14 protein-coding genes are annotated in these 13,954 nt (G+C 54.9%); 10 read left to right on the forward strand and 4 right to left on the reverse strand.

The genetic code is table 11. The annotated features are described in order from the left end of the window. Positions 1-149 precede the first annotated feature (149 nt). From LG323_RS01985 to LG323_RS02010, 6 genes are all read left to right on the forward strand, one after another. Positions 150-2,036: a propionyl-CoA synthetase gene (locus LG323_RS01985; RefSeq protein WP_404418579.1), complete on the forward strand. Its 1,887-nt coding sequence runs from the start codon at positions 150-152 to the stop codon at positions 2,034-2,036. Positions 2,037-2,483: 447 nt separating this feature from the next. Beyond that, positions 2,484-3,146: a 7-cyano-7-deazaguanine/7-aminomethyl-7-deazaguanine transporter gene (locus tag LG323_RS01990; protein WP_404418581.1), complete on the forward strand. Its 663-nt coding sequence runs from the start codon at positions 2,484-2,486 to the stop codon at positions 3,144-3,146. A gap of 94 nt (positions 3,147-3,240) precedes the next feature. Beyond that, positions 3,241-4,014, forward strand: coding sequence for an alpha/beta fold hydrolase (locus LG323_RS01995; RefSeq protein ID WP_404418583.1), 774 nt, complete (start codon positions 3,241-3,243; stop codon positions 4,012-4,014). Between the two features lie 9 nt (positions 4,015-4,023). Next, positions 4,024-4,683 (forward strand): bifunctional 4-hydroxy-2-oxoglutarate aldolase/2-dehydro-3-deoxy-phosphogluconate aldolase, encoded by a 660-nt coding sequence (locus LG323_RS02000; protein WP_404418585.1) that lies wholly within the window; start codon positions 4,024-4,026, stop codon positions 4,681-4,683. Between the two features lie 43 nt (positions 4,684-4,726). Next, positions 4,727-5,659 (forward strand): translation initiation factor eIF-2B, encoded by a 933-nt coding sequence (locus LG323_RS02005; protein ID WP_310696258.1) that lies wholly within the window; start codon positions 4,727-4,729, stop codon positions 5,657-5,659. Between the two features lie 19 nt (positions 5,660-5,678). Next, positions 5,679-6,587, forward strand: a complete 909-nt coding sequence (locus tag LG323_RS02010; RefSeq protein WP_404418588.1) for a MurR/RpiR family transcriptional regulator — start codon at positions 5,679-5,681, stop codon at positions 6,585-6,587. 1 nt (position 6,588) lies between these two features. On the opposite strand, the gene LG323_RS02015 is transcribed toward LG323_RS02010, so the two are convergent. Continuing rightward, positions 6,589-7,404: a peptidoglycan DD-metalloendopeptidase family protein gene (locus tag LG323_RS02015; RefSeq protein WP_404418590.1), complete on the reverse strand. Its 816-nt coding sequence runs from the start codon at positions 7,402-7,404 to the stop codon at positions 6,589-6,591. A 160-nt stretch (positions 7,405-7,564) separates the two neighbouring features. Here LG323_RS02015 and LG323_RS02020 point away from each other — a divergent pair, with 160 nt between their 5' ends. Then, positions 7,565-8,047, forward strand: a complete 483-nt coding sequence (locus LG323_RS02020) for a peptidylprolyl isomerase (protein ID WP_404418592.1) — start codon at positions 7,565-7,567, stop codon at positions 8,045-8,047. A gap of 65 nt (positions 8,048-8,112) precedes the next feature. Here the strand turns inward: LG323_RS02020 and argF are convergent, their stop codons facing one another. Both argF and LG323_RS02030 read right to left on the reverse strand, forming a co-directional pair. After that, on the reverse strand, positions 8,113-9,039 hold the full coding sequence (gene argF / locus LG323_RS02025) for an ornithine carbamoyltransferase (RefSeq protein WP_310696252.1): 927 nt from the start codon (positions 9,037-9,039) through the stop codon (positions 8,113-8,115). Positions 9,040-9,057: 18 nt separating this feature from the next. Beyond that, entirely contained in the window at positions 9,058-10,248 is a 1,191-nt protein-coding gene (locus LG323_RS02030; protein ID WP_404418594.1) for an aspartate aminotransferase family protein, read from the reverse strand. A gap of 198 nt (positions 10,249-10,446) precedes the next feature. Here LG323_RS02030 and grxD point away from each other — a divergent pair, with 198 nt between their 5' ends. Further along, on the forward strand, positions 10,447-10,773 hold the full coding sequence (grxD, locus tag LG323_RS02035; protein ID WP_310696249.1) for a Grx4 family monothiol glutaredoxin: 327 nt from the start codon (positions 10,447-10,449) through the stop codon (positions 10,771-10,773). Here grxD and rnt read toward each other — a convergent pair. Beyond that, positions 10,770-11,435 carry a ribonuclease T gene (gene rnt, locus LG323_RS02040; RefSeq protein ID WP_310696247.1) on the reverse strand — a complete coding sequence of 222 codons (666 nt, stop codon included), beginning with the start codon at positions 11,433-11,435 and terminating at the stop codon, positions 10,770-10,772. The genes grxD and rnt overlap by 4 nt on opposite strands. 146 nt (positions 11,436-11,581) lie before the next feature. Between rnt and LG323_RS02045 the strand changes: the two genes are divergently transcribed. Then, entirely contained in the window at positions 11,582-12,517 is a 936-nt protein-coding gene (locus tag LG323_RS02045; protein WP_404418596.1) for an OmpA family protein, read from the forward strand. Between the two features lie 125 nt (positions 12,518-12,642). Next, on the forward strand, positions 12,643-13,863 hold the full coding sequence (locus LG323_RS02050) for an argininosuccinate synthase (protein ID WP_404418598.1): 1,221 nt from the start codon (positions 12,643-12,645) through the stop codon (positions 13,861-13,863). The last annotated feature ends 91 nt before the right edge of the window (positions 13,864-13,954 follow it).

Here is a 13,954-nt window from a genome sequence, read left to right on the forward strand (position 1 = left end):
GGCTTCTGAGCCTCTATTTTCGCCTCTTGCGCCTTTTGTATTAGTTTCAAACGCCTTCCGGTGCTTTAGAGTTACATCCTGAAAATGCATGAAGTGTCGACACTCGGTTCGAGTGAAGTCCAATAAAAAACGAGTCAGAGGCGAGAGAGATGACCTATAAAGCTGAATACGAGCGTTCCATCAAGCAACCGGAAGCTTTCTGGGGTGAGCAGGCGGAAAAACTGCCCTGGTATAAAAAGCCAACCAAAATGCTGGAAAAGGATGAAAACGGTGCCTGGCGCTGGTTTGTGGATGGTGAAATGAACACCAGCTACTGTGCCCTGGACTACCATGTGGACAATGGGCGTGCCGACCAGACAGCTGTCATCTATGACTCACCGGTGACCGATACCAAATCCAAGCTGACTTATCGCCAGATGCGTGACCAGGTGGCCAAATTTGCCGGGGGTTTGCGCAAGCTGGGCGTGGAAAAAGGTGACCGTGTGGTTATTTACATGCCCATGGTTCCCGAAGCCCTGGTGGCCATGTATGCCTGTGCCCGCCTGGGTGCCGTGCATTCGGTTGTCTTTGGTGGCTTTGCTCCGCATGAGCTGGCTGTGCGTATTGATGATGCCAAACCCAAGGTCATCGTTTCTGCTTCCTGCGGCATTGAAGTCAGCAAGGTAATTCCTTACAAGGGCCTGCTGGATGATGCTATCAGCCAGTCCGAGCACAAACCGGATCACCTGGTGGTTCTGCAGCGCCCTCAGCAGACCTGTGAGCTGAGTGAAGAGCGTGACCTGGACTGGGAAGAGCTGATGAAGGCCGACCCGGTTGATCCGGTTCCGGTCAAGGCAACCGATCCTTTGTATGTGCTCTACACCTCCGGCACAACGGGCAAGCCCAAAGGTGTCGTGCGGGATAACGGCGGTCATGCCGTGGCTCTGAAATACAGCATGAAAACGGTCTACGACATTGATCCCGGTGAAGTCTTCATGGCAGCGTCCGATGTGGGCTGGGTTGTCGGTCACTCTTACATCGTTTACGCGCCTCTGCTGGCTGGTTGCACCACGATTGTTTATGAAGGCAAGCCGGTCAAAACGCCGGATGCCGGTGCTTTCTGGCGCATGATTGAAGAATACAAGATCAAGGGCTTTTTCACGGCACCCACAGCCTTCCGTGCAGTCAAGAAAGAAGACCCCGAAGGCAAGCTGCTGGCCCAGTACGACATCTCCAGCCTGAAAGCCATGTACCTGGCGGGTGAGCGTCTGGATCCACCGACTTACCACTGGCTGAATGAAATGCTGCCTGTGCCGGTTATCGACCACTGGTGGCAGACAGAAACCGGCTGGGCGATTGCCGGTAACATGATGGGGCTGGAGCCTGTTGAACCCAAGGCCGGTTCAGCAACCTTTCCGACTCCGGGCTTCAATGTCCAGATTCTCGATTCCAAAGGCAACCAGGCACCGGCCAATGAAGAAGGCAGTGTCGTGGTCAAGCTGCCCATGCCTCCCGGCTGCCTGACCACCGTCTGGGGTGATCACGCCCGTTATGAAAGCTCCTACATGGCGGCTTACCCTGGTTACTACCTGACCGGTGACGGTGGTAAATTTGATGAAGACGGCTACCTGTTCATCATGGGTCGCACCGATGATGTCATCAACATCGCCGGTCACCGCCTGTCCACGGGTGAAATGGAAGAAATCGTTGCTTCCCATCCGGGTGTGGCTGAGTGTGCGGTTATTGGTGTGGCGGATGAACTCAAGGGTCAGCTGCCGGTGGGTCTGGTGATTACCAAAGACGGCTGGGATGGTGATCCTGCTGAACTGGAAAAAGAACTGGCTGCGCTGGTGCGCAAGGAAATCGGTGCCATTGCCTGCTACAAGCAGACGCTGGTGGTGGATCGCCTGCCCAAAACCCGCTCTGGCAAAATCCTGCGCAAGATCCTGCGTAACATTGCCGATGGTAAGGAATACCAGGTACCGTCCACCATTGATGATCCAGCCAGCCTGGAAGAAATCGAAGAAGCCATGAAGGGGCAGGGGCTGGTGAAGTAAGCTGGCTCTGGCTAGGTGCTGGCTCTGGCTTGGTGCCAGGGCTGGCTTGCGCAAGGGGGCTGCTTTTCACTGCGTTCGACGTCCTGCTGCCTCAAGCAGTGCGCTGCGCAGTCCCTGCTGCGCTGGACGCAGCCCCCTTGCCGCCAGCTGCAGACTTGGTTGCTACATCAGGCGAAGGTTGCTGCTTGGTCAGGCTGTCCACGACAGGAGGTCGTGGCCGACCCACATGGAAGTGGGAAGTGCAGAGATTCATCGGGAATGAATTCTGCCAGAGCTTACAGGGAGGTATTCACGCGTCCTGACAAGCAGTACCTTCGCCGGGATCCCGGCAGCAGACCCCCTTGCATCAGCCAGCTTCGGGCTTGGCATCTTCGCGCCGCTTGCCTATAATGCGCGCCTTCATTCATCCAGGGTTCCCTCAACCCCTGACAAAAAAAGGATCCAGCCATGCTGTCTCTTTCTGCTTCGCAATTCCGTAAAGCCCTTGTTTATCTTTCCCTGCTGCATATTCTGATTATTGCGGCCAGCAACTATCTGGTGCAGTTTCCTTTTGAATTTCTGGGTTTGCACAATACCTGGGGTGCTTTCACCTTTCCGTTTATCTTTCTTGCCACTGATCTGACGGTTCGCGTGTTTGGCAAGGTTCTGGCAAGGCGCATTGTTTTTGCAGTGATGTTCCCCGCTCTTTTGCTGTCTTATGTGATTTCCGTGGTTTTTGCCGAAGGGCGCTTTGCCGGTTTTTCCGGTCTGGGTGACTTCAATCTGTTTGTGGCGCGAATTGCTCTGGCCAGTTTTATGGCCTATATGTTGGGGCAGTTGCTGGATATCAAGGTGTTTGATCGCCTGCGCAGGGTGCCTCTCTGGTGGGTGGCTCCGGCGGCTTCAACCCTGTTGGGGAATGCCCTGGATACCCTGGTGTTTTTTGGGGTGGCTTTTCAAAACAGCCCGGATGCTTTTATGGCAGCTCACTGGCCGGAAATTGCCCTGGTGGATTATGGGTTCAAGCTGGGTCTGTCTCTTTTGTTCTTCCTGCCTGCTTATGGCCTGGTTCTGGCCTGGCTGCAACAGCGCCTTTTACTGGAGTCACCCAGGGGTGCGGTCAAACTCTAAACAGCTGATATCGCCTTTTTCATTGGTATTGGGTGGTTGATTATTGGCATAATCAGTGCAAGATGCATGAATCAACTGATTGAAGGAGTCTTGCATGAGTAGTCTGGCGCATCAGCGTTATGGACAGGGGCAGCCCCTGGTTGTCCTGCATGGGCTGTTTGGAAGTGCGGATAATTGGCGGGGTCTGGCCAGGAACTGGAGCGACGAGTTTGGCGTCTGGTGTTTGGATCTGCGCAATCATGGGCGCAGTTTTCATGCCCAAAGCATGAGTTACACCCAGCAGGCGGAAGATCTGCGCTTTTGGATGGACAGTGAGGATCTGGACAAGGTCAGCTTGCTGGGCCATTCCATGGGCGGAAAGGTGGCCATGGAGTTTGCTCTACGCCACCCTGACCGGGTCGACAAGCTGATTCTTGCGGATATTGCTCCGGTTCGTTATGAGCACACTCATTCAGCGATTATTGAAGGGTTGCGTGCTTTGCATGCCCAGGAGCCCTGGCATGAAAGGCGTGAAGCTGATCATCTGCTGGCTGATTATGTGGATGAGGTGCAAATCCGGCTATTTCTTCTGACCAATCTGGTCAAAACAGAAGATGGCTTGCGTTTGCGGGTGGGTATTGAGGAAATCAGCCGTGATTATCAGGCCATTATTGATGCACCTCCGGCCATGGCTGAAGACAAGACCTTTAGCGGCCCGACCCTGGCCATTCGGGGCACCCAGTCCGACTATATTACGGATGACCTTCTGGATGAGTTCAAGCGCGGTTTTCCGAGCCTGGAGTTGGCCGAGCTGGATGCCGGGCACTGGTTGCATGCTGAGCAGGCCGAAGGTTTTCGGCGCCTGGTGAGTGACTTTCTCAACGACTAGAGGTGCGTCATGTCCCATGTGTCTCCCTTCGACTGGTCTTCTCTTCTGGCAGAGCAGCCCCTGATTCCGGTGTGGGCTTCAGCGGTGATGCCTGAGCTGGCTGAAGACCTGGCGGCAACCCTGTTAAGCGCGGGTTATGGTGTCCTTGAAGTCACCCTGCGCGAAGAGGCGGCCTGGGAGGTGCTGGCACAACTCAGATCCACGGAAATTACCCTGGTAGCAGGTAGTGTACGCACGCCCAAGCAGTTACAGAGGCTGAAAGATCTGGGGCTGACCCTGGCGGTGACTCCCGGTTGGTGCCCCGAGCTGTGTACGGCAGCGCAAGAGCTGGGCATACGTCTTTTACCGGGGGTGGCCACTCCCGGTGAGGCTCTGCAGGCCAGTTTGCAGGGCTACCGCCAGGTCAAGCTTTTCCCGGCCCAGGTACTGGGTGGCCCGGCTTACCTGCAGGCTTTGCGGGCTCCCTTGCCGGAAATGCAGTTTGTACCCACCGGGGGGGTTGATGAATCCAGCCTGGCGCACTGGTTTGCCATGCCCTGTGTGGTTGCTGTTGGCGGCAGCTGGATGCTGCCCAGGGAGCTTTTGCTGAGGCGGGACTGGAGTATTCTGGAAAATCTGGCGGCCCGCTCACTGCAAGCAGCCAGAGAGTTGAGGCAGCAGGCCGGTTAAGCAGAACAACGAGAGGAGATGCAATGGAAGGGGGATCTAAGGCATGATTTATGCCAAAGACAATGCTGACTTTAAATTCCGGCGTTTGCGGGCTGTTAAAGAGGATCTGAACAGTGGTGCGGCCACTCTGGCTCGCAAGACACTGGAAGACATCATCGACTTTGCCGATGGCTGTGAGGCTGAGGATACTGCTGAGCTGGTCAGGGAACTGACGGATCTGGCAACCCAGCTGGGTGAAGCCCGTCCCAGTATGGTTGCCGTTCGCAATGCCCTGCAACGCTGGACCAGCTGTCTGGAGCACCTGCCTCAAGAGGATCTGAAAGCTGCCCGAGGCGAGGCCCAGGTGGCTGCCGAGGAGGTCATTGAAGAATTACGGCAGTCGCGTTTGCTGGCCGTTCAGGAGTGCATGAAGGAGCTTAAGGATGGCATGACCATCATGACCCACAGCACCAGCTCCACCGTAATGGCGTTATTCAGTGCCTGTTATCAGGCGGGCATCAAGCTGGAAGCGATCATCACCGAATCCCGGCCGGGTATGGAAGGGCGCAAGCTGGCGCGATTTCTGAACAAGATGGCGGTTCCCACCCAGTTTATTTCTGAAGCCCAGATGGCCTATTTTGTACCCCAGGCGGACAAGGTGATCGTGGGGGCCGACAGCCTGCTGCGTGATGGCACCCTGGTCAATAAGGCAGGTAGCCGCTTGCTGGCGCTGGCAGCAAGAGATTCAGGCGTACCCTTCTGGGTGCTGGCGGAAAGTTTCAAGCATAGCCTCACCGCAGCAGAAGATGTGGTTCTGGAAGAAATGCCCACCGAGGAAATGCAGCTGGAGCCTCTGGGTTCGGTGCAGGTGCGCAATATCTACTTTGATCTGGTGCCTGCGCGCCTGATTACCGCCTGGGTGAATGAGCAGGGGGTGCGGGTGGAATTCCAATCCCTGGCTGAAGCCAGTCGTGCTCCTTTATTGGGGCGCGATTGAGATGAGGGAGGGCAGCCTCTTGGCACCTCGCACCCTGGAAGAGCTGAAGCGCAGATTACAGAAGCTCAACTCACCCTCGGGCGATATCAAGCTGGGCAAAAGAGCCATGAAGGCCCTGGCCCAGATGATGGACAAGCCGGATGAGGTGGCCGTGGCTTCCATTTCCACTCTGGCTGCCGATACCGGTGTCAATGCCTCCACTTTAAGTCGCCTGGTACGCAAGCTGGGTTTTGAAAGTTTTGCCGAATTCCAGTTGATTTTCCGTAACCATCTGGCGCGCACCAGCCGCACCAGTTTTTACAGTGATCTGGTGGGGCAGTTGCTGGAAGAGGAGGAAGGTGAAGACAAAGCCACACCCGCGTCCCTGGCCTTGATGACCCAGGTGGCAGAAGAGGAAACCAGTAATATTGCCCAGATGCTCAAGGGGCTGGATCTGGAGGCTTTGGAAAAAACCGTGACCCTGTTGATCAATGCGCCCCGAATCCGGGTTTATGGCCTGCGTCAGGCCTATACAGTGGCCAATCTTTTTGCTTATGCCCTGGGCCTGTTGCGGGCGGATGTCAGTCTCCTGGGTAACCCGCACCATGGTATTGCCCACGGTCTGACTGAACTGTCGGAAAAAGATGTGCTGGTGGTGATCGGAGCTGCCCCCTATACCCGCGGTACGGTGGCTGCTGCACGGATTGCGGCTAACCGCGGTATGCAGGTGGTAGCGATTACCGATTCCCACGGTTCGCCTCTGGCCACCGAAGCCTCCCTGACTTTTGTGGCTCCCACCAGTGGCACCTGGTACAGCAACTCCATGGCTGCCTTTCTGGTTTTTGTTGAGGGCCTGATGGCTATGGTCGCTGGACGTCTGGGGCGCAAGAGTCTGAACAGTCTAAGGCGTCATGAGCTGTTGATTGATGAGGTCAACCACGAGCTTTAGGCTACTTCCAGGGCAGGGCGGGCAGGTAATTTTCCGGTGACACGGCACGCCCTTCTTCACGCAGTTCAAAATAAATCCCCGGCTTGTCAATCTGGCGCTGGTTGCCCGCCGAACAAACCGGATGACGCCCTGACAGGCGGTTTCTTTCTTCCACAAACAGGGCATGGCAATAAGCGTAGATGGATTGATGCTTTTTACTGTGTTCAACAATCACAACCCGCCCAAAACCCCGCATTTCACCCGCAAAAACCACCTGCCCCGGCGCAATGGGAAAAATTTCTTCACGCGACGGGGTTTCCAGGGTCAGGCCCTGATGGACTCCCCAGCGCTGGTAAGAAAAATTGATCCGAACTTGCGGATTGGCAACCGGCCAACGGTAATCATGAATGTCCCGGCCCTTTACAGGGATGATGATGCGTTGCCCGATACGCAGGTTTTGCGGCTGAATTCCTGGGTTGGCTTGAATCAGGCTGAGCAGGGAAATATGAAAATGCTGGGCGAGCTTGCTGAGGGTATCACCGGCTTGGATGCGGTAATAATAGGGCCCTTCCGGAGGAACATCCGAGTCGCGCTCGGGCACTCTGAGGGTGCGTCGACTGCTTGAGCGGTTTCCCTGGAAGCGGGGGTTGAAGCGTTCCAGCGTCTCCCTGTCAATCTCCAGTTGCCTGGCCGCATCCGCCAGGGTTTCATCCTGGCTGAGCCGATAGAAGGGCTCAAAGTCAGATGGAGGGGGCACATCCAGCTTCGGTGGAGAAGAGCAGCCGGAAGCAAGCAACAGCAGGCTCAGGCCAAGGATTTGCCAGGAATATCTGCTCACCACAGCTCCGCGTTAGGGGGTTGAAACCAGAATCCTGCCAAGTCTAACCATCCCCCTGATGGATTGAAACTCTTAACCAGAAAATTGCCCGGAAAATTTGTGTAAAGGGCAGGATAATGGCTAAAATGGAAGATCAATTCATCAAAAACAGGATTATTCTATGCAAGTTGCAGCCAATAAGGTCATTGCCATTCATTATACTTTAACTAATGGCGATGGTCAGGTTCTGGATTCTTCCCAGGGCGGCAACCCTCTTTCCTATCTGCACGGGCACAGCAACATTATTCCAGGTCTGGAAGCTCAACTGGAAGGCAAAGCAGCCGGTGAAGAGTTTGAAGTGACTGTTGAGCCAGCCGATGGTTATGGCGAAAGAGATGACAACCTGGTTCAGCAGGTTCAGCGCGAAGCTTTCCAAGGTGTGGAAAAGGTTGAGCCCGGCATGCAGTTCCAGACCCAGGGCCCAGGTGGCGAGATGGTTGTTACCGTGATTGAAGCCAATGACGAAAACGTGACCATTGATGCCAACCATCCGCTGGCTGGTGTTTCCCTGAACTTCAAAGGCAGCATTGAATCCGTACGTGATGCCAGTGAAGAAGAAGTTCAGCATGGCCATGCCCATGAAGGCGATATGGCAGGTCACTAAGCCTAACTGCTTGTCCGGCTTCTGAAAAAAAGCCCCTGTTCCTGCAAAAGGTCAGGGGCTTTTTATTAAAGTGAAGGTTGCAGCGGGGAACCGGCAATCAGAAATTCCAGCAATGCCTTCTGGGCATGGAGGCGGTTTCCGGCTTCCTGCCAGACCACTGAGCGATGGTCATCCAGCATGTCCTCACTGATTTCCTCACCGCGATGGGCAGGCAAACAGTGCATGAACAGAGCATCCTTGGCAGCCAGATCCATCAGCTTGGGTGAAACCTGGTAGCTGGCAAAGTCTCTTTTACGGCGGTTTTGTTCTTCTTCCTGGCCCATGGAGGCCCAGACATCGGTGACCACCAGTTGCACGTCGCGGACGGCTTCCTGAGGTTCATGAATCAGGCGAACGCGGTCGGCAAAATCTTCCAGAAGCTCGGCAGGTGGCTCATAGCCCTTCGGGCAGCAGACCCTGAGCTGGAAATCAAACTGGCGGGCAGCACGCATGTAGGAGTTGCACATGTTGTTGCCGTCCCCGATCCAGGTCACGGTTTTGCCCTGTAAGCTGCCCCGGCATTCCACAAAGGTTTGGACATCGGCCAGAAGCTGGCAGGGGTGGAAGTCGTCGGTCAGGGCATTGATCACAGGTACAGTGGAGTAGGCGGCAAAGGTTTCTATGTCCTGATGGGAAAAGGTGCGGATCATCACTGCATCGACCATTTCCGAGAGGACTCGTGCGGTGTCTTCCAGGGGCTCGCCGCGACCCAGCTGAGTGTCCCGTGGCGAGAGGAAAATGGCCGCGCCACCCAGTTGGGTCATACCGGCTTCAAAAGACACCCGGGTGCGGGTCGAGGATTTCTCGAAAATCATCGCCAGCACCTTGTTTTTTAATGGCTCATCCAGCAACCCCGCCTTATGGCGGCGTTTCAACTCGATGGCTCTCTGAATGACTCTCTCCAACTCCTGTGGAGAAAGGTCAGATAGGGTTAGAAAATGTCGGACACTCATAACTAGAGGCTCTCAGGTTTAGGGGGTAGAGGTGGTTGCCAGCCAGTCTTTGACCAGCGGTACCAGGCGATCAACCAATTGATCCGCTTCCTGGTCGGTAAAAATCAAGGGGGGCAACAGGCGAATAACTGAACCAGCGGTGACATTGATCAGCAGGCCGCTGTCCAGAGCCAGCTTGACCAGCTCAGTGCAGGGGCGATCCAGTTCAATGCCGATCATCAGGCCGCGACCGCGTATTTCCACTAGGGCATCCAGGTCACCCAGCTGTTGCTGGAGCCGGTCTTGGATGCGCTCACCCAGTTGGCTGGCACGTTGGCAGAGGTTTTCCTCTTCCAGGGTCTTGAGAACCGCCAGAACCACAGCACAGCCCAGTGGGGTGCCGCCATAGGTGGAACCATGATGACCGGGCTGGAAGAGTTCGGCCGCCTGACCCTGGGCCAGGACAGCGCCTATGGGAAAACCATTGCCCAGGCCCTTGGCCGTGGTCAGGACATCCGGCTTCCAGTTGAAGCCTTGATAGGCATAGTAGTGGCCGGTGCGGCCATTGCCGGTTTGCACTTCATCCAGCATCAGCAGCAGGTCATGCTCATCACAGAGCTGGCGCAGACCATTCATGACTTCATCAGAGGCAGCCTGCAGGCCCCCCTCGCCCTGAATGGGTTCGATCAGTACTGCAGCCAGATCCGAACGGCTTTCTATAATACTGCGGGCTGCATCCAGATCATTGTAGGGGCAACGGATAAAGCCGCTGACCAGAGGCTCAAACCCGGCCTGAACCTTGCGATTGCCGGTTGCACTCAGAGTGGCCAGGGTGCGGCCATGAAAGGCATTATCCATGACCAGAATCTGGGGAGTGTCGATTTGCTTTTTATGGCCATGCAGGCGGGCCAGCTTGATGGCACCCTCATTGGCCTCGGCACCGGAGTTGCAGAAGAAAACCTTGTCCATTCCGGCCAGTTGGGTCAGCTTTTGTGCGGCGGCTTCCTGCGCTGAAACCCGGTAAAGGTTGGACGTGTGCATCAGGGTGCCAGCCTGTTTGCACAGGGCTTCGGTAACGGCCGGGTGGGCGTGACCCAGGCCGCAAACAGCAATACCGCTGAGTGCATCCAGGTAATCCTTGCCTTCAGTATCTTTTAACCAGGCACCCTGACCGGAAGCAAAAGCAACGGGTAGGCGACCATAGGTGTGCATCAGGGCAGTATCGGCCATGCTGCAAGTATCCTCATTAATGGGTTGGGCTGAATTCGGGAAAAGGGATTCAGTCTAAGCACTTGCCGGGTGACTGGCAAGACAGACAGAAAATTTTCCCGGTAACTTGTTAATTGTGGCCTTAGGCAGCTAAAATTGACCGGGTTAGTCAGGTATTCTCGAATAGCTGCAGTTTTCTTAATCAAAAGGTGAAAGTTCATGTCAACAACGCTGGATACCATTAAAGAGCAAATCAGTAGCAACCCGGTTCTCATTTACATGAAAGGCTCACCACAAATGCCGCAATGCGGTTTCTCGGGCCAATCGGTTCAGGCTCTGATGGCCTGCGGCCAGAAGTTTGCTTTCGTCAATATTCTGGAGCACCCGGACATTCGTGCCGAGCTGCCCAAGTATGCCAACTGGCCAACCTTCCCTCAGCTGTGGCTGAATGGTGAGCTGGTGGGTGGCAACGATATCATTCTGGATCTGCACCAGCAGGGTGAGCTGCAAAAAATGATTGAAGAAGCGGTGGCTTCTGCAGCCTAAACCTGCTCTGGCATGGTTCTGAGAGCGAGTTCCCAACCGCCCAGTTCATGCCAGGTATTGACCACGGTACAAAACAACTCGGCCGTGCGTTCGGTGTCATAACTGGCTGAATGCGCTTCCTTGTTGTCAAACTCAATACCCGCTGCCCGGCAGGCCTTGGCCAGGACGGTTTGTCCAAAGGCCAGAGCGGCCAGGGTGGCGGTATCAAAACTGGAAAAAGGATGGAAAGGGTTGCGCTTGAGGTTGCAGCGATCGACTGCGGCATTGATAAAACCCAGATCAAAACTGGCATTGTGGCCGACCAGAATGGCCCGGGTGCAATCATGGGCCTTGATGGCCTTGCGGATCATCTTGAAAATTTCATTCAAAGCTTCTTTTTCATCCATGGCAATACTCTGCCGAAAGCTGCTTTCCAGATTGATTTTGGTGAATTCCAGCGCTGACTTTTCAATATTGGCCCCCTCAAAAGGTATGAGGTGCTTGGATAGCGAGTGCTCGGGCAGGAGTATACCGTTATCATCCATGGTCAGGGTGGTCGCGGAAACTTCCAGCAGGGCATCCGTGCGGGGATTGAATCCAGCAGTTTCAACATCCACCACCACAGGCAGATAACCACGAAAACGTCGGGATAGGGGGTGTTTGCTGTGGGACTGGCTAGTCACTCAGGTCTCCTGGCTGGTGAATGTTGCTGAGCTTTATGGGCTTAGCTTAACATGCTTTTTGTTAAAGTTTCTGCTGGGCTGGCCGATTCAGCTCCTGTAGAGTAAAAAATCAATATCAGTCACTTACCCTTGAAAGGAAGTCCGCCGTGGCAGGTCAGCAAGGTCTTTTTCAGCAAGCAATTCAATTCAACAAGCCTGAACGCTGGTTGGGCGGCTTGCTCGGTTCTTTACTGCTGGTTGCAGGTTCCTCAGCCATGGCAACAACCTGGCAGGGGGGGTACGAAGACGGGCTTTGGGAAGCCAGTGAACCTTCGCAATTGAGCTGCGAACTGAATCATTATATCCCCGATTTTGGGGTTGCCCGCTTTATCCATCGCGCTGGCGATGAAGTGCGTATGGAAATCGATACCTTCCGCCACTCCCTGCGTCAGGGACGGGTGGATCTGGTCGCTCTGGCCCCTCACTGGCAACCCGGACAGGGAACGCGCAAGCTGGGGCACTATGAGGTGAAAACCACCGACTATCCGCTGCGTATCGGCACCCGCCAGACAGAGCTGGTGCTGGAATCCCTGCGCCAGGGGCGTATGCCTTCACTGGTGCAGACCGATAGTGATGAGCGCATACAGCGCCGTCGTGCCAGCCTGACACCGGTTCGTTTTCATACCGCTTTTGCCAACTTTCAGGAATGCCAGGCCCGCCTGCTGCCGGTTAATTTCGACCAGATCCACGATGTGGTGCTCAACTTCAATGTCGGTAACAACCAGTTGACTGAGTCCGACAAGGAGCAGCTGGATCTGATCGTGCGCTATGTCCATGCTGACCCCGAAGTGGAGCTGGTGATGGTGGATGGTCATACCGACTCTCTGGGTTCACGCACCCGCAACCGGGAAATTTCCCATCAGCGCGCCAATGAGGTCACTGATTACCTGGTGGCCCGCGGTATGCCGGAAGACATGATTACCACCGAATTCCATGGTCAACGCTATCCTGTGGCTGATAACCGCACAGCTGAAGGGCGTCAGAAAAACCGTCGTGTGGAAATTCAGCTGCAACGGGAGCTGGAAATTAAACCCCTCTTCTAGGGTTTAACTTGGGCTTGCGTTATACTTCCCCCACCTATTCCTTCTGGGCTGCTTCGGCAGCCCTTTTGTAGTTTATTGATCAATCCCTGCCTTGTGTGAACTGTCAGGGCAGCTAAGGAGCTTATATGTCAGAAATTAACAAGGTCGTCCTGGCCTATTCCGGTGGTCTGGACACTTCCATTATCTTGAAATGGCTGGAAGATACCTATAACTGTGAAGTGGTGACCTTCACCGCCGACCTGGGCCAGGGTGAAGAACTGGAGCCTGCTCGTGCCAAGGCCGAGAAAATGGGTGTCAAGGAAATCTACATTGAAGATCTGCGCGAAGAATTCGTGCGTGATTATGTCTTCCCCATGTTTCGCGCCAATACCATCTACGAAGGTGAATACCTGCTGGGCACCTCCATTGCCCGCCCTCTGATTGCCAAGCGTCTGGTGGAAATTGCCAACCAGACCGGTGCTGATGCCATTTCTCACGGTGCCACCGGCAAGGGTAACGACCAGGTGCGTTTTGAACTGGGTGCCTATGCCCTGAAGCCCGGCGTTAAGGTTATTGCCCCTTGGCGCGAATGGGATCTTCTGTCCCGTGAAAAACTCATGGCCTATGCCAAAGAGCACGATATTCCGGTGGACTTTGCCAAACAAGGCACCAAATCACCCTATTCCATGGATGCCAACCTGCTACACATCTCCTATGAAGGCGGCATTCTGGAAGATCCCTGGGCCGAGCCTGAAGAACCCATGTGGCGTTGGAGTGTCAGCCCGGAAGCGGCACCCGATGAGCCGACTTATATTGAACTGACCTACGAGAAGGGCGATATCGTTGCCATTGATGACGAGCGCCTCAAGCCTCATGAAGTTTTGGAAAAACTCAACAAGGTGGGCGGTGCCAATGGTATCGGTCGTCTGGATATCGTTGAAAACCGCTATGTCGGCATGAAATCCCGCGGTGCTTATGAAACGCCCGGTGGCACCATCATGCTCAAGGCACACCGTGCCATTGAATCCATCACTCTGGATCGTGAAGTGGCTCACCTGAAAGATGAGCTGATGCCCCGCTATGCCAAGGTGGTTTATAACGGCTACTGGTGGAGCCCAGAGCGCAAAATGCTCCAGGCGATGATTGACGAATCCCAGGAAGTGGTGAATGGCAAGGTTCGCCTGAAACTCTACAAGGGCAATGTCATTCCGGTGGGCCGCATGTCAGACGACACCCTGTTTGATGAAGAAATCGCCACCTTTGAAGATGATGCTGGTGCCTATGACCAGAAGGATGCAGAAGGCTTTATCAAGCTGAATGCCTTGCGTCTGCGTATTGCAGCGAAAAAAGGTCGCAAGCTCGACTAGGCAACCCTGAGATTTGCCTAAGCCAGTCACTAAGCCCCGCTTTTAAGCGGGGTTTTTTTATGGATTCTGTTGGGCTTTATTTTCCTGTATG

The sequence above is a fragment of the Marinospirillum sp. genome (genome assembly GCF_044810985.1).
Lineage (GTDB): Bacteria > Pseudomonadota > Gammaproteobacteria > Pseudomonadales > Halomonadaceae > Marinospirillum.

Coding starts and splice junctions, on each gene's coding strand:
- LG323_RS01990 (WP_404418581.1), top strand. CDS start 2,484: ATGCTGTCTCTTTCTGCTTCGCAATTCCGTAAAGCCCTTGTTTATCTT.
- LG323_RS02050 (WP_404418598.1), top strand. CDS start 12,643: ATGTCAGAAATTAACAAGGTCGTCCTGGCCTATTCCGGTGGTCTGGAC.
- LG323_RS02000 (WP_404418585.1), top strand. CDS start 4,024: ATGTCCCATGTGTCTCCCTTCGACTGGTCTTCTCTTCTGGCAGAGCAG.
- grxD (WP_310696249.1), top strand. CDS start 10,447: ATGTCAACAACGCTGGATACCATTAAAGAGCAAATCAGTAGCAACCCG.
- LG323_RS02020 (WP_404418592.1), top strand. CDS start 7,565: ATGCAAGTTGCAGCCAATAAGGTCATTGCCATTCATTATACTTTAACT.
- LG323_RS01995 (WP_404418583.1), top strand. CDS start 3,241: ATGAGTAGTCTGGCGCATCAGCGTTATGGACAGGGGCAGCCCCTGGTT.
- LG323_RS02005 (WP_310696258.1), top strand. CDS start 4,727: ATGATTTATGCCAAAGACAATGCTGACTTTAAATTCCGGCGTTTGCGG.
- argF (WP_310696252.1), bottom strand. CDS start 9,039: ATGAGTGTCCGACATTTTCTAACCCTATCTGACCTTTCTCCACAGGAG.
- LG323_RS02030 (WP_404418594.1), bottom strand. CDS start 10,248: ATGGCCGATACTGCCCTGATGCACACCTATGGTCGCCTACCCGTTGCT.
- LG323_RS01985 (WP_404418579.1), top strand. CDS start 150: ATGACCTATAAAGCTGAATACGAGCGTTCCATCAAGCAACCGGAAGCT.